This is a genomic window from Arenimonas malthae CC-JY-1 (assembly GCF_000747075.1).
Taxonomy (GTDB): domain Bacteria; phylum Pseudomonadota; class Gammaproteobacteria; order Xanthomonadales; family Xanthomonadaceae; genus Arenimonas; species Arenimonas malthae.
Map to the genome: position 1 here is coordinate 1 of NZ_AVCH01000152.1, position 22,527 is coordinate 22,527.

Genomic DNA, 22,527 nt, shown 5'->3' on the forward strand with positions numbered 1-22,527 from the left:
GGCCAACGCGGCGTCGGCCTGGCGCGGCAGCAGGCGCGCCACTTCGCGGCGGGTGGAAGACGGCGCGGCGTGCAGCAGCTCGGGCAGCGTGGCCAGCGCGGCGGCCAGGGCCTGCCGAGGGCCCTGTGGCGCCAGCAGCTGCACGCGGCCGCCGCACACCACGCCGGAAGCCGGTGGCAGCAGGCCGGCCAGGGTGTGCAGCAAGGTGCTCTTGCCGGCGCCGTTGGCGCCGACCAGGCCGGTGAAACCGGGTTCCAGGGAATCGCTGGCGCTTTCCAGCAGGGTGCGCCCGTCGGGCGCGCGCAACACGAGGTCGCGGAAGGTGGGTGTCGTCATGGCAGGCCTCCGCCGGGGTGCGGCGGTTGAAGTCGGGGGCCGGTGCGGGGACCGGGCGGTCGCGATTTCAGGCGTGCTGGCGCATGGCACTCACGGGGGTGGGAACGGCGGCATTCTGCCACACCGTGGCGGCGCGGCGCCGGTTCGGACATCCTTGGGGCTTCCCGTACCCGCCCCGGAGCCGATCCATGCGCAAGGCCGTTCGTGTCGCCACCCGCCTGCTGGCTGTGCTGGTCATCGCGGGGGTGCTGGCGGCGTTCTGGGCCTTGTGGATGGTGCGCGGCAGCCTGCCGGCGATCGAGGGCGAACTGGCCCTGCCCGGCCTGTCGGCGCCGGTGACGGTGAGCCGCGACGCGCTCGGCATCGCCACCATCGAAGCCGCCAACGAAGCCGACGCGGCCCGTGCGCTCGGCTTCGTGCACGCGCAGGAGCGCTACTTCGAAATGGACCTGCTGCGCCGCTCGGCGGCCGGCGAACTGTCGGCGCTGTTCGGCCCCATCGCCATCGAACGCGACAAGGAAATCCGCGTGCACCGCCTGCGCGCCCGGCTGGCCGAAAGCTACGCCAGCGTCGCCGGCGACCGCCTGCCGGTGCTCGAGGCCTACCGCGACGGCGTCAACGCCGGCGTGGTGGCGCTCGGGGCCACGCCCTGGCCCTACCTGCTGCTGCGCACCGAACCGCAGCCGTGGACGCTGGAAGACACCGCACTGGCCGGCTACGCCATGTTCTTCGACCTGCAGGACGAATCGAACTCGCGCGAGCTGGCGCTGTGGCGCATCCGTGAAGTGGTGCCGGCGCCGCTGCATGCGCTGCTGTCGGTGGACGGCAGCGAGTGGGACGCGCCGCTGCTGGGCGAAGCGCGCGGCAATGCCGTGCTGCCCGGCCCGGACGAACTGGACCTGCGCCAGCTGCCCGTGCCTGCGCCGAACGGCGACTACGACGTGTCCGAACCCGCGGCGCCCGGCAGCAACAACTTCGCCGTGTCCGGCCAGCGCACCGCCGACGGCCGCGCCATCGTCGCCAACGACATGCACCTGGGCCTGCGCGCGCCGAACCTCTGGTTCCGCGCCCGCCTGAAATACGCCGACGCGCGCGCGCCCGGCGGCCAGGTGGACGTCAGCGGCTTCACCCTGCCCGGCATCCCGGCGGTCATCGTCGGCAGCAACGGCCACGTGGCCTGGGGCTTCACCAACAGCTACGGCGACTGGCTGGATTTCTACCGCGTGGAGTTCACCGACGCCGACAAGCTCAAGTACCGCGTACCCGGGGGCGAAGCCGCGCTGCGCGTGGACAGCGAATGGATTTCGGTGAAAGGCGGCGAGCCGGTGGAGCTGAAGGTGCGCGAGACGCGCTGGGGCCCCATCACCGTGGACCTCGACGACGGCAGCGCGCTGGCCCTGCGCTGGACCGCGCAGCTGCCCGGTTCGCTCAACTTCGGCCTGGCCGACCTGGCCCACGCCGGCAACCTCGACGAAGGCCTGGCCGCCGCCGACACCGCCGGCATCCCGGCGCAGAACCTGATGATGGCCGACCGCCACGGCCGCATCGCCTGGCGGCTCACCGCGCAGATGCCGCAGCGCGATGGCGACTGCGAGCCCACCGCCCCGCTGCGGCCGGAGCAGGCCTGCCGCTGGAGCGGCTGGCTGCCGTCCACCGAAAATCCCAGTGTCGTGGACCCCGCCGACGGCGTGCTCTGGACCGCCAACGCCCGCGTGGTGGACGGCGCCGCGCTGGCCCTTGTGGGCGATGCCGGTTATGCCAATGGCGCCCGCGCCCGGCAGATCCGCGACGCGCTGCGCGCCAAGCCGGTGCTGGAAGAACGCGACCTGCTGGCCGTGCAGCTCGACGACCGCGCGCTTTTCCTAGCGCGCTGGCACGAAAAGCTCCAGGCCGAAGCCAAGCGCAGCGGCGACGCCGACCTGCAGGCCCTGGCCGCCGCCAGCACCGAGTGGACCGGCCATGCCAGCGTCGATTCCGCCGCCTACCGCATCGTGCGCGCCTGGCGCCTGGCCGTCATCGAACGCATCCAGAACGGCCTGACCGCGCCGGCGCAGGCGGCGCTGGGCAAGGCCTTCGTCATGCCCGACCTGCCGCAGATGGAAGCCGTCGCCTGGCCACTGCTGGAACAACGCCCGGACCATCTGCTGCCGCGCAAGTTCGAAACCTGGGACGCGCTGCTGGCCGACGCCGCCCGCGACATCCGCGGCCAGCTCGAAGCCAGCGGTCCGCTGGCCGAACGCACCTGGGGCGAGCGCAACACCGCGCGCATCTGCCACCCGCTGGCGGGCGCCCTGCCCGGCCCCCTGCGTGGCCCGCTGTGCATGCCGGCCGAACCGCTGCGCGGCGACGGCAACATGCCCCTGGTGCAGGGCCCGGAGTTCGGTGCCAGCCAGCGCATGGTGGTGTCGCCGGGCCGCGAGGCCGAGGGTTTCGCGCACATGCCCGGCGGCCAGAGCGGCCACCCGATGTCGCCGTTCTGGGGTGCCGGCCACGCCGCCTGGGTGCAGGGCGAAGCCACGGCTTTCCTGCCCGGCGAAACCCGGCACGTGCTGGCCCTGCGCCCGGAAATGTGAACCACCTCACATTTCCAAACCAGGAACCTGACAGCCGTCACGATTTGCGCCATAAACGGATCACTGCCCGGTGCGCTCCGCCGGGCAGAGGACGGAGGGATCGCCGTCAGGGGGAGCGATCTACCACCCGGGTTTCCACTTCGGCGAGGTAGGTTGGATGGACATGTTGATCACGCTGCTGGTGCATTGGCGCCGGCACACCCTGCACAAGCAGGCCGCGGCCGTTCGCAAGGCCGTGCACGCGCTCGATGGCGCGCAACGCAAGCTCGTCGTGGACCAGACCCTGGCCGAGATACAGGCCGCCGCGGTGCTGCCCCTTCCCCACCTGCATGGCGACAGCGACCCGGTGATGTACCGGCCCTGGAGCCCGGTGGCGGCGGTGGCAGCCAGCCGCGTGCGCGACCGCTCGATCCTCCTGCGCCAGCGTTCGATCGCGCTGTGGCTGGCGGTGGTCTACCACGAGACGCGGCAGTCGCCCGAGGCCGGCCTGCAGGCCGTGCACCGCGAGGTGCTGGGCATCCTGCGCGAGCTGCGCGACGCGCGGCCGCTCACCACCACCGAATCGGCCTGGTTCAAGGCCGCGGCATAACCGGACACCGGGGAGGAAGCGGGAGGCTCAGGCGAGAAGCAGGCGCTCGGCGATGGCTCGGTAAAGCGCGGGGAGGCGCGCGAGCTCATCAATGGCGACGCGTTCGTTGACCTTGTGGATGCTGGCGTTGATGGGCCCCAGCTCCACCACCTCGGCGCCGAGAGGCGCGATGAAACGGGCATCCGAGGTGCCGCCACCGGTGTTTTCCTCGGGCACCACGCCCAGCTGCTCGCGCAGCACCGCGCGCGCGGCGGCGCGCAGCCGGCCTTCGCCGGTGAGGAAGGGTTCGCCGCCGCGGTGCCACAGCAGTTCGTATTCCAGGCCATGGCGGGCCAGCACGGCCTCGACCTCGGCCTCCAGCTGCGCCGCCTGCCAGCCCGGGTTGAAGCGGAAGTTGAACACCACCTCGCAGTGGCCCGGGATGACGTTGTTGGCGCCGGTGCCGGCGTGGATGTTCGAGACCTGGAAACTCGAGGGCGGGAACTCGGGGTAACCCTCGTCCCAGCGCCGCGCGCACAGCTCGGCCAGCGCCGGCATGGCCTGGTGGATGGGGTTGCGGGCCTTTTCCGGATAAGCCACGTGGCCCTGGATGCCCTTCACGGTGAGCACGCCGGAAAGCGTGCCGCGGCGGCCGACGCGCAGCAGGTCGCCCAGCGTTTCCTTCGACGAAGGCTCGCCGGTGATGCAGTAGTGGATCGGCTGGCCGCTGGCCTTGAAGTGTTCGGCCACCTTGCGCACGCCGTCGATGGCGTCGCCTTCCTCGTCCGAGGTGAGCAGCAGGGCCAGCGTGCCCGGGTGCCCCGGGTACGCCGCGACGAAGTCTTCCGCGGCCAGCACGAAGGCCGCCACGCTGCCCTTCATGTCGGCGGCGCCGCGGCCGTAGAGGTAGCCCTCGCGTTCGGTCGGCACGAACGGATCGCTGTCCCAGGCGTCGCGCGGGCCGGGCGGCACCACGTCGGTGTGGCCCAGGAAACACAGCACCTCGCCGCCGCTGCCATGCGTGGCCCAGAGGTTGCGCACGTCGCCGAAATCGATCTGTTGCACCGTGAAGCCGGCACGACGCAGGCGTTCGCCCACCAGCGCCTGGCAGCCGGCATCGTCGGGCGTCACCGAGGGGCGCGCGATGAGCTCGCGGGCCAGGGCCAGCACCTCGCTCACTTGCCCACCCCGAACCGCGCCTTGAAGGCATTGTCGGTGAATCCCACGGTGACCACGCCGTCGGCCGTCACCACCACCGGGCGCTTCACCAGCGCCGGGTATTCCTTCAGCAGCAGGGTCCACTCCGGGTCGCTGCCCGGCGACTTGCGGCCCTCGGGCAACTGGCGCCAGGTGGTGGAGGCCTTGTTGACGAGCTTGTCCCAGCCGCCCAGCTGGCCGGCCCAGGCCCTGAGCGTTTCGGCCGGCACGCGCCGGGCGCGGTAGTCCACGAATTCGTGCGCGACCTCGAAGCGCCTGAGCCAGTTGCGCGCCTTCTTGCAGGTGTCGCAGTTGTCGAGGCCGTAGACCGTCACCATCCGGGGAACTCCGTCATTTCGGGGCGGCACCGCCGATATGACGGGCCAGGAAGGCCAACAGTTTGCCGTAGTACTCGGCGCGATGCTCCTCGGTGTAGAAACCGTGGCCCTCGTTCGGGTAATACAGGGTCTCGACCGGCACGCCGGCCTTGCGCAGGGCCTTTTCCATGCGCTTGGTGTGCGCCACCGGGGCCACGCGGTCCTCGCCGCCGGCCGCCAGGAACACCGGCACCGTGATGCGGTCGGCCAGGCGGTTGGGGGAGACGTCGGCCAGGCTGCCGGCCTCGCCCACCCACTGGCGGGCGAACACCGAGCCGGCGCGGCTGTCGCCGCTGTCCTCGCGCACCATCATGTCCAGGTCGTAGACGCCCACGTAGCCCACCGCGCAGCGGTAGAGGTCCGGTTCGCGCGCAACGCCCATCAGCGAGGCATAGGCGCCGTAGCTGCCGCCGTAGAGGCAGATGCGCTTCGGGTCGGCGATGCCCTGCTCCGCCGCCCAGCGGGTGGCGTCGGTCAGGTCGTCCTGCATGGCCTTGCCCCACTGCTTCGCACCCGCCTCGTGGAAGGCGCGGCCGTAGTTGCCCGAGCCGCGGAAGTTCACCTTCAGCACGGCATAACCGGCCCGGGCGAGCATCTGCGCTTCCTCGTCGAAGTGCGGGGTGTCGAATACGCCGAAGGGGCCGCCATGCGGGTTCACGACCAGCGGCAGGTCCTTGCCGTCCGAACCGGGCGGCAGGGTCAGGTAACCGTGCAGCGGCAGGCCGTCGCGGGCCTTGAAGCTGACCGGGCGCACTTCGCCCATCTGCTCCGGGTCGATCCACTCGCGCCGGCTCAGCAGGTAACCGGCCTTCTTCGTGGCCACGTCGAACAGGTAGAAATCGCCCGGGTTGGTGCCGCTGGTCACCTGCACCAAAGCCAGCTTGCCGTCCCGCGTGGTGGAAGTGACGTACACCGCCTGGCCGGCGAAGGCAGCCTGGAGCATCTTGTACAGGCGGGCCTCGGCCGAGGCGTCGTCGAAGAACTGCTGCTCGACCTTGTCGCCGATGAACTGGGCGCCCACGGGGATGTCCTGTTCGCCGAGCGTGTAGAGGATGGTGAACGGGTCGACCTTCTCGTGCTGCAGCAGCGGGCGGCGGCCACCCGACTGGGTGTCGAAGGCGACGACCTTGTCGGTGCCCTGGCGGTCTTCCACCAGCAGGTAGGCGGTGCGGTTGTCGGCGGCGAAGCCGATGGGGTGTTCCACCCGGCCGGTCTTGGACTGGTCGTTCACCAGCTGCCATTCGGCATCGTCGCCACTGCGGTGGTAGAGCATGCTGGCGTTGTCGGCGCCGATGCCGCGGGCGAAGCGCACCTGCCGGGCATGGTCCACCGTGAACTCGGCGCGCTGCACCGGCGCGCGGGTGACCGGGCGACGCCGGCCGGTGCGCACGTCCAGGGTTTCGACGCGGGTGTAAGGGTCGTCGTGGAAAGGCCAGACCTCGATCAGCACGGTGTTCGGGTCGTCGGGCAGCGTGTCGATAAGGTAGGCGGCGACGTCTTCCTGCGTGCGGCCCTGGATGCGGGTGCCGGCGCCGTTGCCCTCGACCCGGAAGCCCACCAGGTTCTTGATGTTCTTGCCGTCCGCGTCCACCACGTAGATTTCGCCGGTGGGGCTGGGCTCGTCGTCGGAGCCGAAGGCTTCGGCCATGCCCAGCAGCAGGCGGTCGTCGGCAACCCACTCGAAGTCGTCGATGTGGGTGTCCTTGCCCAGGGCGAAGCGCGCGGTCACCGCGTTGTCGGCGCGCCGCAGCACCACCAGGCCGGTGCGGTCGCCCAGCGGCACGGTGGCGGCGTAGAACTCGCCGGTGGGCGAGATTTCGATGTCGGTGAAGCTGTCGGGCTTGGTGAAGGTGGAGACATCCACCTGCGCGGACGCGGGGGCTCCCGCCAGCGAGGCTGCGCACAGCAGCCCGGCGGCGACGTGGGACAGCTTCGGCATGGGGACTACTCCGGGTTGGCCAGGGGTGGGGTCACTCCACGGCGCCGCGCAGCAGTTCGTTGACGGACGTCTTCGCGCGGGTCCTGGCATCGACCTGCTTGACGATGACGGCGCAGTACAGCGAATACCGGCCATCCGACGAGGGCAACGAGCCCGACACCACGACGCTACCCGCGGGAACCCGCCCGTAGGTGACCTCGCCGGTCATTCTGTTGTAGATGCGGGTGGATTGGCTGAGAAAAACTCCCATGCCGATCACGCTGCCCTTTTCCACCACCACGCCTTCCACCACCTCGGCCCGGGCGCCGATGAAGCAGCCGTCCTCGATGATGGTGGGGCTGGCCTGCAGCGGCTCGAGCACGCCGCCGATGCCGGCGCCGCCCGAGATGTGGCAGTGCTTGCCCACCTGGGCGCAGCTGCCCACGGTGGCCCAGGTGTCGACCATGGTGCCGGCGCCGACGTAGGCGCCGATGTTCACGAAGCTGGGCATCAGCACCACGTCCTTGCCGATGTGGGCGCCCGAACGCACGATCGCGCCCGGCACCACGCGGGCGCCGAGGTCGCGGAAGTCGCCTTCGTCGAAGTTGTCGAAGCGCAGGCGCACCTTGTCCCAGTAAGGCGCCGGGAAGCCTTCCATCATCTGCATGTCGTTGACGCGGAAGTAGAGCAGCACGGCCTTCTTGAGCCATTCGTTCACTTCCCACTTGCCGCCGCTGGGCGCGGCCACGCGCGCCTTGCCGGATTCCAGCAGGGCGATGGCCTCTTCCACCGCCGGGCGGGTGGAGCCGTCGATCTCGGCGGCGGTGAGCGTGGCGCGGCGTTCGAACGCGTCCTCGATGATCGCCTGCAGCTGCTCGGTGCTTGCCTTCTTTCTTGCCATCTCAGTGTTCTCCATCCACGGCGGCCACGATGGCCGCGCGCAGTTCGTCCAAAAGGGCCTGGTCGCCGACCGGCTGGTCGCGCTCGTCGGTGAGCAGGAAAAAGTCCTCCACCTTCTCGCCGAAGGTGGCGATGCGGGCGTCGTGCACGCGCAGGCGGAACCTGCGCAGCACCTGGGCCACGCCCGCCAGCAGGCCGGGCTGGTCGGTGCAGACCAGGCTCATGCGCGTGCGGCGGCCGTCGGCCGACAGGTCGAAATCCACCCGCGCCGGCACCCGGAAGTGGCGCAGCTGGCGCGGTGCCGCGCGGCGCGGCGGGCGCACCTTGGCCGGGTCGCGCAGCGCCGCCTTCAGCGCCGCTTCCACCGCCGCGGGTTCGGGCGCGTGGCCCTGGGGCGCGATCAGCTGGAAGTTGTCGAGCGCGTGGCCGTCGCTGGAATTGAGCACGCGCGCCTCGAGCACGTTCAGGCCCAGGCGGTCGAAGGTGGCCACCAGCGCCGCGAACAGTCCGTCGCGGTCGGGCGTGCGCACGAACACTTCCAGCCCGCCGTCCTGCAGGTGCGGGCGCACCATCACCAGCGTTTCCGCGCCGCCCGATTCGGCGATGCCGCGCGTCTGCCAGGCGATCTGCTCGGGCCGGTAGCGCAGGAAACCCACGTCCGGGTAGGCGGCCCAGATGCGCCGGACCGCGGCCTCGTCCAGGCCTTCGCCGAGCAGGCGCTCCATGGCCACGGCGCGGGTCTCGGCCATGATCTCGGTGGCGTGCACGGGGTTTTCCAGGCCGCGGCGCAGGGCGAAGCGGGTGGCGGCGTACAGGTCGGCCAGCAGCCGGTCCTTCCAGGCGTTCCACAGCTTGGGGCTGGTGCCGGCGATGTCGGCGCAGGTCAGCAGGTACAGGTAGTCGAGGTGCTCGCGGTCGGCCACCTTGTTGGCGAAGCGCGCCACCACTTCCGGGTCGGAAATGTCCTGGCGCTGGGCGGTGACCGACATCAGCAGGTGCTGCTCGACCAGCCAGGCCAGCAGGTCGGTGTCGGCCTGGGGCAGCGCGTGCGCCGCCGCGAACTCGCGCGCGTCCACTGCGCCGAGCTCCGAATGGTCGCCGCCGCGGCCCTTGGCGATGTCGTGGAACAGGCCCGCGAGCAGAAGCAGGTGCGGCTTGCGCAGGCGCGGCTGCACTTCGTGGGCGATCGCGAAACGCTCGTCGGCGCGGCGCGCGAAACCGTCCATGTGCGCCAGCACGGTGAGCGTGTGCTGGTCCACGGTGTAGACATGGAACAGGTCGTACTGCATGCGCCCGGACACCTTGCCGAAGGCCGGCAGGTAGCGCGCCAGCACGCCCAGCCGGGCCATGCGGGTGAGCGTGGCCACGGCCAGCGGCGACTGCAGCAGCTCCATGAAGCGTTGCCGCAGCGCCGGCGGCTGTTCCGGGTAGGGCCGGATGGCACCCAGCGATTCGCCCAGCGCGCGCGCGGTTTCCGAATGCAGGCCGCGCACGTCGGGCAGCGCGTCCCAGGTGGCCAGCAGCTCGAGTACCGGGCCCAGGCCCTCGCGCAGGCGGCCCGGCCCGACCATGGCCAGGTAGCCGTGCCGCAGTTCGTAGCCCTCGCCCGCCGGCACCGGCGCCTCGCGGCCCGACAGTTGCTCCTCGAAGCGCTGCAGCAGCCGGTCGTTGATGCGCATCACCGTGGCGGCGCTGCGGAAGAAGCCCTGCATCATCTGCTCGACCGCCAGGTTGTCGCGGCGCTCGTCCTTCAGGCCCAGCATGGTGGCCAGGTTCTTCTGGTAGTCGAAGCCCAGGCGCTCCTCGCGCCGGCGCGCCAGCAGGTGCAGGCCGAAGCGCAGGCGCGCCAGCACGCGCCATTCGCGCTCGAGGCTGGCGCATTCGTCTTCGCCCAGCAGGCCCAGCGGCACCAGGGCGCGCAGGCCGGGCACGCCGTACAGGCGCATGCCCATCCAGGTCACCGTCTGCAGGTCGCGCAGGCCGCCCGGGCCTTCCTTGATGCTGGGTTCGAGGTTGTGGGCGGTGTCGTGGAAGCGGGCGTGGCGCTGGCGCTGTTCCGCGCGCTTGGCTTCGAAATAGGCGGCCGGCGGCCACAGCGCCGGCGGCGCCAGCGCGGTGGCCAGGGCCGCCGGGGCCGCCGGGTCGCCGGCGAGGACGCGGCATTCCATCAGCGCGGTGAGCACGGTGATGTCGCCGGCCGCGGCCTCCACGCACTGGGCCAGCGAGCGCACCGCCTGGCTGGTGTGCAGGCCGGCGTCCCAGAGCAGGGAGAAGAAGTGGCCGATGGCGGCCTCATGGGCCTTCTGGAGGCCGGGTTCGCCCAGCACCAGCAGGTCGAGGTCGGACTGCGGGTAGAGTTCGCCGCGGCCATAGCCGCCGGTGGCCAGCAGGTCGAGCCCGGCGCCGGCGGGCAGGCAGCGGGCCCAGGCCGAGCGCACGACGTCGTCGGCGGCCTCGCAGCAGCGGGAAATCAGCCGGTCGATGGCCTCGCCGGCCTCGAAGCGCTGGCCCAGCGCGGCCCGGTTCGCGACCAGGCCGGCCTTGGCGGCCTCGCGCCAGGCGGCATCGTCCGCGGCCGAGGCCAGGCGGGCCGCAAGGGTCAGTTCGGGCGGGGTCGGGGCGGCGCTCACCGGCCGGCCCCGGTCACAGCTCGTTGTCGTCGCCGGGCAGGCGGGTCAGGATCTCGACGCCGTCGTCGGTCACCGCCACCGTGTGCTCCCACTGCGCCGACAGCGACTTGTCGCGGGTGACCACGGTCCAGCCGTCGCCCAGCAGCTTGGTGTGGCGGGCGCCCTCGTTGATCATCGGCTCGATCGTGAAGGTCATGCCCTTCTGCAGCACCACGCCGGTCTGCGGCTGGCCGTAGTGCAGCACCTGCGGCTCCTCGTGGTAGATCCGGCCGATGCCGTGGCCGCAGTACTCGCGCACCACCGAGAAGCGCTCGCCCTCGGCGTACTTCTGGATGGCGTGGCCGATGTCGCCCAGGGTGGCGCCCGGGCGCACGGCGCGGATGCCGCGGAACATGGCCTCGCGGGTCACTTCCACCAGGCGCCGGGCCTTCACGCTCGGCTCGCCCACGAAGTACATGCGGCTGGTGTCGCCGTGCCAGCCGTCCTTGATGACGGTGACGTCGATGTTGATGATGTCGCCGTCCTTGAGCACCTTGGCGTCGCTGGGGATGCCGTGGCAGATGACGTTGTTGACCGAGGTGCAGACCGTGGCCGGGAAGCCCTTGTAGCCGACGTTGGCCGGGATGGCCCCCTGCACGTTGACGATGTGGTCGTGGCAGATCCGGTCGAGCTCGGCCGTGGTCACGCCCGGCTTGACGTGGGGGGCGACGACCTGCAGCACCTCGGCGGCCAGGCGGCCGGCCACGCGCATGCGCTCGATGTCCTCGGGACTCTTCAGGGTGATGTGCATGGGCCCGATTATCCCTCAGTTGCGGCCAATTGGGCCAGCGGGCTATACTCCCGCGGCTCGAAACCCCGGTCCACCGGGCTTCGGCCGCCCACGCCGGGCGTCACCGGCGAATACACACACCAGGCCATCCCCCGTCCCGGGGTGCCCCGGAACCACGGTTCCAGGGTTCGAGACGGCAGCCTGGTGGAGGCCCAACCCCGGAGCTTCGAAGCCGCCAGAGCGCGGCCGGCTCCCTGTCGTGAAAGGAATACAGGAATGTCCCAGGTCACCATGCGCCAGATGCTGGAAGCCGGCGTGCACTTCGGCCACCAGACCCGCTACTGGAACCCCAAGATGGGCCCGTACATCTTCGGCGCCCGCGGCAAGATCCACATCATCAACCTGGAAAAGACCCTGCCGCTGTTCCAGGACGCGATGAACTTCATCTCGGCCATCGCCCAGAAGCGCGGCACCGTGCTGTTCGTCGGCACCAAGCGCTCGGCCCGCGAGTCGATCAAGGAAGAAGCCATCCGCTGCGGCATGCCGTACATGAGCATGCGCTGGCTGGGCGGCACCCTGACCAACTTCGCCACCGTGAAGAAGTCGGTCGCCCGCCTCAAGGAGCTCGAGGCCGCCGAGACCGACGGCACCTTCGAGAAGCTGGTCAAGCACGAGGTGCTCACCCTGCGCCGCGAGCGTGACAAGCTGGAAGCCTCGCTGGGCGGCATCAAGGAAATGAACCGCCTGCCGGACGCCCTGTTCGTGATCGACATCGGCCACGAGAACATCGCCGTGCAGGAAGCCAAGAAGCTCGGCATCCCGGTGATCGCCGTGGTCGACACCAACTACGACCCGAACCTGGTGGACTACGCCATCCCGGGCAACGACGACGCCATCCGCGCCGTGCAGCTGTACGTGCGCGCCGCCGCCGACGCCGTGCTCGAGGGCAAGGCCGCCTCGCCGCAGGCCCACGTGGCCGCCGACGACTTCGTCGAGCTCGACGCCGAAGGCAACCCGGTCGCCAAGGAAGAAAAGAAGGCCGCCCCGCGTGGCCCGCGCGCCCCGCGCGACGACGCCAAGCGCGCCCCGCGCCGCCCGGCCGGCGACAAGCGCTAAGCAACATCCGCGTCATGCCGCGGCGCCAAGCTGCGCCGCGGCTCCCCTTTCGTGCGTGCCGGCCCGCCGGCGCGCCCAATCAATCCAGTTGGAGATACCCATGGAAATCACGGCTTCCCTCGTGAAAGACCTGCGCGAGCGCACCGGCGCCGGCATGATGGAGTGCAAGAAGGCGCTCACCGAGAACAAGGGCGACATCGACGCCGCCGCCGAGTGGCTGCGCAAGCAGGGCCTGGCCAAGGCCGACAAGAAGGCCGACCGCGTCGCCGCCGAGGGCCGCATCGTGGCCGCCAGCGAGGGTGGCAAGGCCGTGCTGGTCGAGATCAACTCCGAGACCGACTTCGTGGCCAAGGACGACAACTTCGTCTCCTTCGCCACCGCCGTCGCCCAGGCCGCCCTGGCCTCCGGCGCCGCCGACATCGACGCCCTAAAGGCCGCCAAGCTGCCGTCGGGCGAGACCGTCGAGGAAGCCCGCGCCGCCGTCATCGCCAAGGTCGGCGAGAACGTGCAGGTGCGCCGCATGGCCAAGGTCGACAGCGCCAACCACGTCGCCGCCTACATCCACGGCGGCCGCATCGGCGTGCTGGTCGAGCTCAAGGGCGGCGACGTCGAGCTGGCCCGTGGCATCGCCATGCACGTGGCCGCGATGAACCCGCCGTACAACAAGGCCGCCGACGTGCCGGCCGAGTTCCTGGCCAAGGAAAAGGAAATCGAGCTGGCCAAGATGTCCGAGAAGGACAAGGCCAAGCCGGCCGAGATCCTCGAGAAGATCATCAGCGGCAAGGTCGCCAAGATCGTCAACGAGGTCACCCTGTACGGCCAGCCGTACGTGCTCAACACCGACCAGTCGGTCGAGCAGGCCGTGAAGGCCGCCGGCGCCGACGTGGTGCAGTTCCAGCGCCTGGCCGTTGGCGAGGGCATCGAGAAGGTGGTCGAGGACTACGCCGCGGAAGTGGCCAAGGCGATGGCGGTCTGACCGACCACCCCGCCCGGCGCCAACCCGGCATGGAGAAACCCGCGGGCGACCGCGGGTTTTTTCTTGCGCCGCCGCCGGCCGCGCGCCGATCGGCTAGAATCCCGCTGTTTGCCCTGCCACCGGAGAGACCATGAGCGCCCAGCCCCTGAAGTACCGCCGCATCCTGCTCAAGCTCTCCGGCGAAGCCCTGATGGGCAACGAGGACTACGGCATCGACCCGAAGGTCATCCAGGCCCTGGCCGCCGAGATCGTCGAGGCCCAGCGCGCCGGCGCCGAGATCGGCCTGGTGATCGGCGGCGGCAACATCTTCCGCGGCGCCGGCCTGGCCGCGGCCGGAATGGACCGGGTCACCGGCGACCACATGGGCATGCTGGCCACCGTCATCAACGCCCTGGCCATGGCCGACGCGCTGGAGAAGGCCGGCGGCTTCGCCCGGGTGATGAGCGCGATCAAGATCAACGAGGTGTGCGAGGACTACATCCGCCGCCGCGCCATCCGGCACATGGAAAAGGGCCGCATCGCCCTGTTCGCCGCCGGCACCGGCAACCCCTTCTTCACCACCGACTCGGCGGCCGCGCTGCGCGCCAGCGAAGTCGGCGCCGACCTGCTGCTCAAGGCCACCAAGGTCGACGGCATCTACGACGCCGACCCGAAGAAGAACCCCGGCGCCAGGCGCTACGACCGCCTCACCTACGACGACGTCATCGCCCGCAACCTGCAGGTGATGGACACCGCCGCCTTCGCGCTGTGCCGCGACAACAAGGTGCCGCTGCGCATCTACGACATGATGCAGGCCGGCGCGCTGATGCGGATCCTGCGCGGCGAGCCGCTCGGCACCCTCGTCGACGCCGGCTGAGCGCCTCCCCGGCCCAACGCCTATAATCCCGGGCCTGCCCCGGAACCCAGCCCGACACACGCGGAGCCCGCGATGCTCAACGACATCAAGAAAGACGCCCAGACCCGCATGACCAAGTCCGTGGAGGCCTTCCGCCACGACCTGACCAAGCTGCGCACGGGCCGCGCCACCACCGCCCTCGTGGACCACCTGAAGGTGAACTACTACGGCTCCGACATGCCGCTGACGCAGGTCGCCACCGTGTCGGTCGCCGATGCCCGCTCGCTCACCATCACGCCCTGGGAAAAGGGCATGGTGGGTCCGGTCGAGAAGGCCATCCTCGCCTCCGACCTGGGCCTGACCCCGAACACCGCCGGCACGGTCATCCGCATCAACCTGCCGCCGCTGACCGAGGAGCGCCGCAAGGAGCTCTCCAAGCACGTGCACGCCGAGGGCGAGAACGCCAAGGTCGCCATCCGCAACGTGCGCCGCGACGCGATCCAGCACGTCAAGGAAATGCTCAAGGAAAAGCAGGTCACCGAGGACGACGCCCGTCGCACCGAGGAAGAAATCCAGAAGCTCACCGACAAGCACGTCAAGGACGTGGACGAGGTGGTGAAGGCCAAGGAGCAGGAGTTGATGGCGGTTTGAGCCAGGCCGCCCCGATGACCGCCGCGCCCCCGCAAAGCCGCCTGCCCCGACACCTGGCCGTCATCATGGACGGCAACGGGCGCTGGGCGCAGCGCCGCAACCGCCCGCGCACGCTCGGCCACCGCGCCGGCGCCAAGGCCGTGCAGGTCTGCGTCGACTTCTGCCTCTCGCGCGGCATCGAGGCGCTCACGCTGTTCGCCTTCTCCAGCGAGAACTGGAACCGGCCCGAGGAAGAAGTCGGCGCGCTGATGAAGCTGTTCCTGCGCATGCTCGACAGCGAAGTCGGCGAACTCAACCGCCGCGGCGTGCGGGTGGCCTTCATCGGCGACCGCACCGGCTTCCCCGAGGCGATCCGCGAGCGCATGGCCCAGGCCGAAGCCCTGCGCCCGGCCGACCAGAAGCTCGTGCTGACCATCGCCGCCGGTTATGGCGGCCGCTGGGACATCACCCAGGCCTGCCGCAGCCTGGCCGCCGACGTGGCGGCCGGGCGCCTGTCGCCTGAAGACATCACCGAAACCCTGCTCGATAGCCGCATCGGCCTGGCCGGGCTGCCCGCGCCGGACCTGTTCATCCGCACCGGCGGCGACCTGCGCATCAGCAACTTCCTGCTCTGGCAGCTGGCCTACACCGAGCTCTGGTTCACCGAAACGCTCTGGCCCGACCTCAGCGACGAGGTCCTGGACGCCGCCCTGGCCGCCTTCGCCGACCGCGAGCGCCGCTTCGGCCTCACCAGCGCCCAGGTGGCCGGGGGCGCGACGTGAGCCGGCGCCAGCGCATCACCACCGCCCTGTTCCTGGCGCCGCTGCCGGTGCTGGCGGTGCTGTTCCTGCCCACGCCCTGGCTGGCCGCGGCCCTGGCCCTGGTTCTGTTGGCCGGCCTGTGGGAATGGACCGCCTTCGCCGGCATCCACGACCGCCTGCCGCGCGCCGCCTTCCTCACCGCCAACGCGCTGCTGATGGCCGCGCTCATCTGGGGCGGCGGCCCCAGCCTGTTCACGCTCAAGCTGCTGAGCCTGGTGGGCGTGCTCTGGTGGGTGGCCGCGGTGCCGCTGTGGCTGGCGCGCCCGGCCTTCGCCAGCGACGACACGTCCGCCAACCGCGCCCTGAAGCTGATGGCCGGCACCCTGGGCGTCGTGCCGGCCTGGTGCGCGCTGGGCTGGCTGCATGCCGAAGACCCGCTGGGCCCGCGCTGGACGCTCTATGCCCTGCTGGTGGTGTGGATCGCCGACAGCGGCGCCTATTTCGCCGGTTCGAAGTTCGGCAAGCGCAAGCTGGCGCCGTCGATCAGCCCCGGCAAGACCTGGGAAGGCGTGTACGGCGGCCTGGCCGCCACCGCCCTGCTGGCCGTGCTCGGCTTCCCGCTGCTGGGCCTGGACTGGACCGCGCTGCCGGCGCTGCTGCTGGCCACCCTGCTGGTGGCCGGCATCTCGGTGGTGGGCGACCTGTTCGAGAGCCTGATGAAGCGGCATTCGGGCGTGAAGGATTCCGGCGCCCTGTTCCCCGGCCACGGCGGCCTGATGGACCGGCTCGACAGCATCCTCGCCGCGCTGCCGGTATTCGTGGTGGCCAAGGCATGGCTGGGCCTCTGAAAACCATCGCGCTGCTGGGAGCCACCGGTTCGATCGGCGGCTCCACCCTGGACGTGGTGGCCCGGCACCCGGACCGCTTCCGCATCGGCGCGCTCAGCGCCAACGGCCGCGTGGACGAGCTGCTCAAGCTCTGCGCCCGCTTCCGCCCCGACGCCGCCGTGGTAGCCGACGAAACCGCCTGGCCCGCCCTGCGCGACGGCCTGGCCGCCCTGGGCCTGGGCACCCGCGCCCTGGCCGGCGCGGCGGCGCTGGAGGAAGTGGCCGCCGACCCGGCCAACGACACCGTTGTGGCTGCCATCGTCGGCGCCGCCGGGGTCGCCTCCACCCTGGCCGCCGCCCGCGCGGGCAAGCGCCTGCTGCTGGCGAACAAGGAATCGGTGGTGCTGGCCGGCGACCTGCTGCTGCAGGCCGCGCGCGCAGGCGGCGCCACCATCCTGCCGGTGGACAGCGAACACAACGCCATCTATCAGTGCCTGCCGGCCGACGGCGGCCGCCAGGGCGTGCGCCGCCTGCTGCTGACCGCTTCGGGCGGCCCCTTCCGCGGCCGCCGCCGGGCCGACCTGGCCAATGTCACCCCGGACCAGGCCTGCGCCCACCCGAACTGGTCGATGGGCCGCAAGATCTCGGTCGATTCCGCCACCCTGATGAACAAGGGCCTGGAGGTCATCGAAGCCCGGCATCTGTTTGGCCTGCCTGCCAGCCAGATCGAGGTGGTGGTGCACCCACAAAGCGTCATCCATTCGCTGGTGGACTACGTGGACGGCTCGGTGCTGGCCCAGCTGGGCAACCCCGACATGCGCACCGCCCTGGCCTACGGCCTGGCCTGGCCCGAACGCATCGATTCGGGCGTGGCGCCGCTGGACCTGGCCGCGCTCGCCCGCTTCGATTTCGAGAAGCCCGACCTCGACGCCTTCCCCTGCCTGGGCCTGGCCTACCGCGTGCTCGAGGCCGGCGGCGCCGCGCCCGCCGTGCTCAACGCCGCCAACGAAGTGGCCGTTTCAGCCTTCCTTCAGGGCAAACTGGGCTTCCTTGGCATTCCGGACCTGATCCAGGCCTGCCTCGACGCCCACCCGGGCGGCCCGGCCGATTCCCTGGAGCAGCTGTTGGAAACCGACGCCGAGGCCCGGCGCCTGGCCGGTGACCTGATCGCGAGGATGCGGCGCCCATGACGGAATTCTTCGGCTCGGTGTGGTGGCTCATCGTGAGCCTGGGCATCCTGGTCACCTTCCATGAATTCGGCCACTACTGGGTGGCCCGGCGCTGCGGCGTGCGCGTGCTGCGCTTTTCGGTCGGCTTCGGCCGCCCGCTGTGGAAGCGCGTGGGCAAGGACGGCACCGAATACGTGGTGGCCATGCTGCCGCTGGGCGGCTACGTGAAGATGCTCGACGAGCGCGAGGTCGAAGTGGCCCCGCACGAGCGCCACGAGAGCTTCAACGCCAAGACGGTCTGGCAGCGCATCGCCATCGTCGCCGCCGGCCCGCTGGCCAACCTGCTGCTGTGCATCGGCCTGCTCTGGCTGATGTTCGTGATCGGCAAGCCCGACTTCCAGCCCGACATCGGCCGCGCCGAGGGCATCGCCGCCGAGGCCGGTTTCCAGCCGGGCGACCGCCTGCTGGACGTGGCCGGCCGCCCCACCCGCACCTGGACCGAAGCCGGCATCGCCCTGGCCACGGCCGCCATCGACCGCGAATCCACCCCGGTGCGGGTGCGCACGGCCGAAGGCGAGGAGCGCGTGCGCATCCTGCCCCTGGACCGCCCGGGCCTGCAGGTTAGCGAGGAGCGCCCCTTCACCGACCTGGGCCTGCGTCCGTCCTGGCCGCCGGTGGTGGGCAGCGTCGCCCCCGGCTCGGCCGCCGAAGGCCGGCTGCAGGCCGGCGACCGCCTGCTGTCCATCGACGGCGAGCCGGTGCGCAACTACGACGAAATCGGCCCCCTGCTCCAGCGCCTCGCCCGCCCGGACGGCGAACTGGCCATCCGCGTCGAACGCGCCGGCGGCGAAACCACCGTGGCCGTGGCCCCGCGCCAGGCCGAGCGCGATGGCCAGCGGGTGTGGCAGCTGGGCATCCTGGCGGCCGCGCCGGCCGAAGACGCCCTGCTGCGCTTCGGCCCGCTGCAGGCGGTCCCGGCGGCCCTGGCCGAAACCCGCCAGATGACCTCCGACGTGGTCGGCATGCTCTGGCGCATGGTCACCGGCCAGGCTTCGCTGAAGAACATCTCGGGCCCGATCACCATCGCCCGCGTCGCCAACGGCAGCGCCAGCCTGGGCCCGGCGTGGTTCCTCAACTTCCTCGCCGTGCTCTCGCTGAGCCTTTTCATCATGAACCTGCTGCCCATCCCTGTCTTGGATGGGGGGCACCTGCTGTATTACCTTATCGAATTGGTCAAGGGCAGCCCGGTCGGCGAACGTGGTCTCGCGGCGGGCCAGTACATCGGCCTGGCCCTGCTGGCCGGCCTGATGGGACTGGCCTTCTACAACGACATTCTCCGCCTCGGCTCCTGACCTCCACCCTTTGCGCGGCCGTTCCCCGCCCGCCTTCCACGGATTGATGATGACGCGACCCACTGTCCGCCGCTGCCTCCTGAGCATCGCGCTCGCCGCCGCCCTCGCCGGCCCCGCCCACGCCCAGAACTTCGAGGCATTCCAGGTCGCCGACATCCGCGTCGAGGGCCTGCAGCGCATCTCGGCCGGCACGGTCTTCACCTACCTGCCCGTGGAGCGCGGCGACCTGCTCGACCGCGGCCGTTCCAGCGAAGCCATCCGCGCGCTGTTCCGCACCGGCTTCTTCAGCGACGTCAGGCTCGAGCGCCAGGGCGACATCCTGGTGGTGGTGGTGGCCGAGCGCCCCGCCATCAACACCATCACCCTGACCGGCAACAAGGACATCAAGTCCGAGGACCTGCTGGGCGGCCTGCGCAGCATCGGCCTGGCCGAGGGCGAGACCTTCAACCCGCTCAACCTCGACCGCGTCACCCAGGAACTGATCCGCCAGTACAACAACCGCGGCAAGTACAACGTCTCGATCCAGCCGACGATCTCGAACCTCGACCGCAACCGCGTCGACGTCAACATCATCATCGCCGAGGGCAAGGCCGCCCGAATCCGCGACATCAACATCGTCGGCAACGAGACCTACATCGAGGAAGACCTGCGCGCCGGCTGGGAGTCGAACACCAGCAACTGGCTGTCCTGGTACCGCCGCGACGACCAGTACTCGCGCGAAAAGCTCTCGGGCGACCTCGAGAAGCTCAACAACTACTACCTCGACCGCGGCTACGTCGACTTCAACGTCGAATCCACCCAGGTCGCGATCAGCCCGAACAAGCGCGACATCTTCGTCACCGCCAACATCGCCGAGGGCGAGGTCTACACCATCGGCGACGTGAAGGTCAGCGGCGACACCATCCTGCCGGTCGAGGAGCTGGAGAAGCTGCTGATGGTGGCCGAGGGCGGCACCTTCTCGCGCGCCCGCATCGAGCTCACCACCGACGCCATGATCGCGGTGCTGGGCAACATCGGCTACGCCTTCGCCCAGGTGAACCCGATCCCGGACATCGACCGCGAGAAGCGCGTGGTCGGCCTGAACTTCTTCGTCGAGCCGGGCCCGCGCGTGCAGGTCCGCCGCATCGTGTTCAAGGGCAACACCGGCACCGCCGACGAGGTGCTGCGACGCGAGATGCGCCAGTTCGAGGGCGCCTGGTTCTCGCAGGCCGCGGTGGACCGCTCCAAGGTCCGCCTGCAGCGCCTGGGCTTCTTCGAGGAAGTCGACATCGAGACCCCCGAGGTCGCCGGCGCGCCCGACCAGGTGGACGTCGTGGTCAACGTCAAGGAGCGCAACTCGGGCCAGTTCACCTTCGGCCTGGGCTACCAGCAGACCTACGGCCTGATCACCAGCCTGCAGCTGGTGCAGAACAACTTCCTGGGCACCGGCAACCGCGTCTCGGTGGCCGTGCAGAACAACTCGTACTCCAAGCAGTACTCGCTCGGCTTCACCGACCCCTACTTCACCGACAGCGGCGTCAGCGTCGGCTACAACCTCAGCCACAGCGACTACAGCTACTCGCGCCAGGACGCCAACCTGGCCCAGTACAACAACGCCGTGTCCGCGGCCGAAGTCCTGGTCGGCCTGCCGCTGACGGAAACCGACTCGGTCCAGTTCTCGCTGGGCATCGACCGCAACCAGATCACCACCCAGGACGGCTTCACGCCGGAACCGCTGATCCAGTACCTGGTCAGCACCCTGGGCGACCGCCAGCGCTTCCCGCAGTTCCACATCGACGACGACAACAAGCCCGAGACGCCGCCGGAGAACGACGACAGCGACCCGACCACCACCGACCCGCTGCAGTCCGGCGGCTCGCGCAAGTGGAACATCAACGCCTGGCGCCTGCAGACCGGCTGGGTGCGTGATTCCCGCAACGACTACCTGCTGCCGACCCGCGGCACCTACCACCGCATCAGCGGCGAGTTCGTGCTTCCGGGCAGCGACCTCGAGTACTACAAGCTCGGCTACAACTTCGAACACTACGTCCCGCTCACCCGCTGGATGGTGATGAAGATCGGCGCCGAGCTCGGCTACGGCGACAGCTACGGCGACACCGGCGGCAACACCTGCCCCTCGTTCGACAACGAGGGCGACATCATCACCACCAGCACCAATTGCGGCCTGCCGTTCTTCCGCAATTACTACGCGGGCGGCCCGAACTCGATCCGCGGCTTCGAGGTCAACACCGTCGGCCCGACCTACCAGTTCACCCCGGACGGCTACCGCCAGCCGATCGGCGGCTCGCTCAAGACCGCCGGCACCGTGGAGTTCTATTTCCCGACCCTGTTCGACGGCAAGGGCACGCGCCTGTCGGCCTTCGTCGACTACGGCAACGTGTACAACGGCTTCGACGACTGGGAAGCCAAGACGCTGCGCATCTCCACCGGCGTGGCGCTGCAGTGGCAGTCGCCGATGGGCCCGATCCAGATCAGCTACGCCCTGCCGATCCAGCGCGAGCGCTCGGACCAGATCGAACGCCTGCAGTTCACCTTCGGCGGCAGCTTCTAAGGCCACCGCGATGTCGGCGCAGGCCCCGGCACCGACCCTGGCCGAACTGGCGGAACGCTTCGGCCTGGAGCTTCGCGGCGACGGCGCCACCCGCATCCGCGGAGTGGCGACCCTCGCCGGCGCCGGCGAGGGCCAGCTGTCCTTCCTGGCCAACCCGCGCTACCGCCGCGACCTGGCCGGAACGGCCGCCGCGGCGGTGGTGCTGTCGGAGGGGGACGCCGCGGACTGCCCGGTGCCCTGCCTGGTGGCCCGCTCGCCCTACGTGGCCTTCGCGAAGATCGCGGCGCTGTTCGAATCCAGCCCGGCGCCGGTGCCCGGCATCCATCCCTCGGCGGTCGTCGCGGCCGATGCCGTGGTGCATCCCAGCGCGGAAATCGGCCCACTGGCCGTGGTCGGCGCGCGCTGCCAGGTTGGCGCCGGCGCCGTCATCGGCCCGGGCTGCATCCTCGGCGAAGGCAACGTGGTCGGCCCGGGCTGCCAGCTGCTGGCGCGCGTGACGCTGGTGACGCGGGTGCGGCTGGGCGCGCGGGTGCGCATCCATCCGGGTGCGGTGCTCGGCGCCGAGGGCTTCGGCCTGGCCATGGACGCCGGCCGCTGGATCAAGGTGCCGCAGCTGGGCGGCGTGGTGGTCGGCGACGACTGCGAGATCGGCGCCAACACCACCATCGACCGCGGCGCCCTCGAGGACACCGTGCTCGAGGAAGACGTTCGCCTCGACAACCAGATCCAGGTCGGCCACAACGTGCGCATCGGCGCCCACACCGCCATGGCCGGCTGCGTGGCCGTGGCCGGCTCGGCCCGGATCGGCCGCTACTGCCTGGTCGGCGGCGGCGTCGGCATCACCGGCCACCTCGAGGTCTGCGACAAGGTCACCATCACCGCCATGAGCCTGGTGACGGCCTCGATCACCGAGCCGGGCGAATACTCCTCAGGCATGGCCGTGCAGGACAGCCGCAGCTGGCGCCGCAACGCGGCCCGTTTCCGGCAATTGGACCAGCTGGCGCGTAGAATGGGCCCCCAGCCCAAGGATTGAAGTTCAAGG

The 22,527-nt window shown here is 70.5% G+C and carries 18 protein-coding genes and 1 pseudogene; 12 read left to right on the forward strand and 7 right to left on the reverse strand.

Annotated features, from left to right (window positions below):
* Positions 1–336 (reverse strand): ATP-binding cassette domain-containing protein (locus N790_RS07300; RefSeq protein ID WP_156969988.1); only part of this gene is annotated, 336 nt, incomplete at its 3' end.
* Between the two features lie 188 nt (positions 337–524).
* Between N790_RS07300 and N790_RS07305 the strand changes: the two genes are divergently transcribed.
* Together N790_RS07305 and N790_RS07310 are read left to right on the forward strand one after the other, a co-directional pair.
* Positions 525–2,909 carry a penicillin acylase family protein gene (locus N790_RS07305; RefSeq protein ID WP_043802648.1) on the forward strand — a complete coding sequence of 795 codons (2,385 nt, stop codon included), beginning with the start codon at positions 525–527 and terminating at the stop codon, positions 2,907–2,909.
* A 157-nt stretch (positions 2,910–3,066) separates the two neighbouring features.
* On the forward strand, positions 3,067–3,498 hold the full coding sequence (locus N790_RS07310; protein ID WP_052385772.1) for a hypothetical protein: 432 nt from the start codon (positions 3,067–3,069) through the stop codon (positions 3,496–3,498).
* A 27-nt stretch (positions 3,499–3,525) separates the two neighbouring features.
* On the opposite strand, the gene dapE is transcribed toward N790_RS07310, so the two are convergent.
* From dapE to map, 6 genes and pseudogenes are all read right to left on the reverse strand, one after another.
* Positions 3,526–4,656, reverse strand: coding sequence for a succinyl-diaminopimelate desuccinylase (gene dapE / locus N790_RS07315; protein WP_043802649.1), 1,131 nt, complete (start codon positions 4,654–4,656; stop codon positions 3,526–3,528).
* Positions 4,653–5,012, reverse strand: a complete 360-nt coding sequence (locus N790_RS07320; RefSeq protein ID WP_043802651.1) for a Spx/MgsR family RNA polymerase-binding regulatory protein — start codon at positions 5,010–5,012, stop codon at positions 4,653–4,655. Before N790_RS07320 ends, dapE begins: the two co-directional genes overlap by 4 nt.
* A gap of 13 nt (positions 5,013–5,025) precedes the next feature.
* On the reverse strand, positions 5,026–6,990 hold the full coding sequence (locus N790_RS07325; protein ID WP_084062758.1) for an alpha/beta hydrolase family protein: 1,965 nt from the start codon (positions 6,988–6,990) through the stop codon (positions 5,026–5,028).
* Positions 6,991–7,021: 31 nt separating this feature from the next.
* Positions 7,022–7,834 (reverse strand): annotated as a pseudogene (gene dapD, locus N790_RS07330) (2,3,4,5-tetrahydropyridine-2,6-dicarboxylate N-succinyltransferase); the annotation flags it as partial.
* Positions 7,835–7,871: 37 nt separating this feature from the next.
* Entirely contained in the window at positions 7,872–10,499 is a 2,628-nt protein-coding gene (gene glnD / locus N790_RS07335) for a [protein-PII] uridylyltransferase (RefSeq protein WP_245593757.1), read from the reverse strand.
* 13 nt (positions 10,500–10,512) lie between these two features.
* A complete protein-coding gene (gene map, locus N790_RS07340; protein WP_043802654.1) occupies positions 10,513–11,289 on the reverse strand; it encodes a type I methionyl aminopeptidase in 777 nt (258 codons plus the stop codon).
* Between the two features lie 255 nt (positions 11,290–11,544).
* Here map and rpsB point away from each other — a divergent pair, with 255 nt between their 5' ends.
* The 10 genes from rpsB to lpxD all read left to right on the forward strand — a co-directional run bounded on the left by rpsB (position 11,545) and on the right by lpxD (position 22,518).
* Positions 11,545–12,384 carry a 30S ribosomal protein S2 gene (gene rpsB, locus N790_RS07345; RefSeq protein ID WP_052385774.1) on the forward strand — a complete coding sequence of 280 codons (840 nt, stop codon included), beginning with the start codon at positions 11,545–11,547 and terminating at the stop codon, positions 12,382–12,384.
* A 100-nt stretch (positions 12,385–12,484) separates the two neighbouring features.
* Complete coding sequence (gene tsf / locus N790_RS07350; protein ID WP_043802655.1) at positions 12,485–13,360, forward strand: translation elongation factor Ts; 876 nt, start codon at positions 12,485–12,487, stop codon at positions 13,358–13,360.
* 130 nt (positions 13,361–13,490) lie between these two features.
* Complete coding sequence (pyrH, locus tag N790_RS07355) at positions 13,491–14,216, forward strand: UMP kinase (protein ID WP_043802657.1); 726 nt, start codon at positions 13,491–13,493, stop codon at positions 14,214–14,216.
* A 72-nt stretch (positions 14,217–14,288) separates the two neighbouring features.
* Positions 14,289–14,846, forward strand: a complete 558-nt coding sequence (gene frr / locus N790_RS07360) for a ribosome recycling factor (RefSeq protein ID WP_043802658.1) — start codon at positions 14,289–14,291, stop codon at positions 14,844–14,846.
* 14 nt (positions 14,847–14,860) lie between these two features.
* Positions 14,861–15,607, forward strand: a complete 747-nt coding sequence (uppS, locus tag N790_RS07365; RefSeq protein ID WP_043802661.1) for a polyprenyl diphosphate synthase — start codon at positions 14,861–14,863, stop codon at positions 15,605–15,607.
* Complete coding sequence (locus N790_RS07370) at positions 15,604–16,434, forward strand: phosphatidate cytidylyltransferase (RefSeq protein ID WP_043802663.1); 831 nt, start codon at positions 15,604–15,606, stop codon at positions 16,432–16,434. The genes uppS and N790_RS07370 overlap by 4 nt, the downstream gene beginning before the upstream one ends.
* Positions 16,419–17,603: a 1-deoxy-D-xylulose-5-phosphate reductoisomerase gene (locus N790_RS07375; RefSeq protein WP_043802665.1), complete on the forward strand. Its 1,185-nt coding sequence runs from the start codon at positions 16,419–16,421 to the stop codon at positions 17,601–17,603. The genes N790_RS07370 and N790_RS07375 overlap by 16 nt, the downstream gene beginning before the upstream one ends.
* Positions 17,600–18,934 carry an RIP metalloprotease RseP gene (rseP, locus tag N790_RS07380; RefSeq protein WP_043802666.1) on the forward strand — a complete coding sequence of 445 codons (1,335 nt, stop codon included), beginning with the start codon at positions 17,600–17,602 and terminating at the stop codon, positions 18,932–18,934. The genes N790_RS07375 and rseP overlap by 4 nt, the downstream gene beginning before the upstream one ends.
* Before the next feature lie 49 nt (positions 18,935–18,983).
* Positions 18,984–21,485: an outer membrane protein assembly factor BamA gene (bamA, locus tag N790_RS07385; RefSeq protein WP_043802697.1), complete on the forward strand. Its 2,502-nt coding sequence runs from the start codon at positions 18,984–18,986 to the stop codon at positions 21,483–21,485.
* A gap of 10 nt (positions 21,486–21,495) precedes the next feature.
* Positions 21,496–22,518, forward strand: coding sequence for a UDP-3-O-(3-hydroxymyristoyl)glucosamine N-acyltransferase (lpxD, locus tag N790_RS07390; RefSeq protein WP_043802669.1), 1,023 nt, complete (start codon positions 21,496–21,498; stop codon positions 22,516–22,518).
* Positions 22,519–22,527: the final 9 nt, after the last annotated feature.

Bases quoted from the DNA above. Each gene is read 5' to 3' on its own strand.
- rpsB (WP_052385774.1), top strand. From the start codon at position 11,545: ATGTCCCAGGTCACCATGCGCCAGATGCTGGAAGCCGGCGTGCACTTC.
- bamA (WP_043802697.1), top strand. From the start codon at position 18,984: ATGACGCGACCCACTGTCCGCCGCTGCCTCCTGAGCATCGCGCTCGCC.
- tsf (WP_043802655.1), top strand. From the start codon at position 12,485: ATGGAAATCACGGCTTCCCTCGTGAAAGACCTGCGCGAGCGCACCGGC.
- N790_RS07320 (WP_043802651.1), bottom strand. From the start codon at position 5,012: ATGGTGACGGTCTACGGCCTCGACAACTGCGACACCTGCAAGAAGGCG.
- rseP (WP_043802666.1), top strand. From the start codon at position 17,600: ATGACGGAATTCTTCGGCTCGGTGTGGTGGCTCATCGTGAGCCTGGGC.
- uppS (WP_043802661.1), top strand. From the start codon at position 14,861: ATGACCGCCGCGCCCCCGCAAAGCCGCCTGCCCCGACACCTGGCCGTC.
- N790_RS07325 (WP_084062758.1), bottom strand. From the start codon at position 6,990: ATGCCGAAGCTGTCCCACGTCGCCGCCGGGCTGCTGTGCGCAGCCTCG.
- pyrH (WP_043802657.1), top strand. From the start codon at position 13,491: ATGAGCGCCCAGCCCCTGAAGTACCGCCGCATCCTGCTCAAGCTCTCC.
- N790_RS07310 (WP_052385772.1), top strand. From the start codon at position 3,067: ATGGACATGTTGATCACGCTGCTGGTGCATTGGCGCCGGCACACCCTG.
- frr (WP_043802658.1), top strand. From the start codon at position 14,289: ATGCTCAACGACATCAAGAAAGACGCCCAGACCCGCATGACCAAGTCC.
- lpxD (WP_043802669.1), top strand. From the start codon at position 21,496: ATGTCGGCGCAGGCCCCGGCACCGACCCTGGCCGAACTGGCGGAACGC.
- N790_RS07305 (WP_043802648.1), top strand. From the start codon at position 525: ATGCGCAAGGCCGTTCGTGTCGCCACCCGCCTGCTGGCTGTGCTGGTC.
- N790_RS07375 (WP_043802665.1), top strand. From the start codon at position 16,419: ATGGCTGGGCCTCTGAAAACCATCGCGCTGCTGGGAGCCACCGGTTCG.
- map (WP_043802654.1), bottom strand. From the start codon at position 11,289: ATGCACATCACCCTGAAGAGTCCCGAGGACATCGAGCGCATGCGCGTG.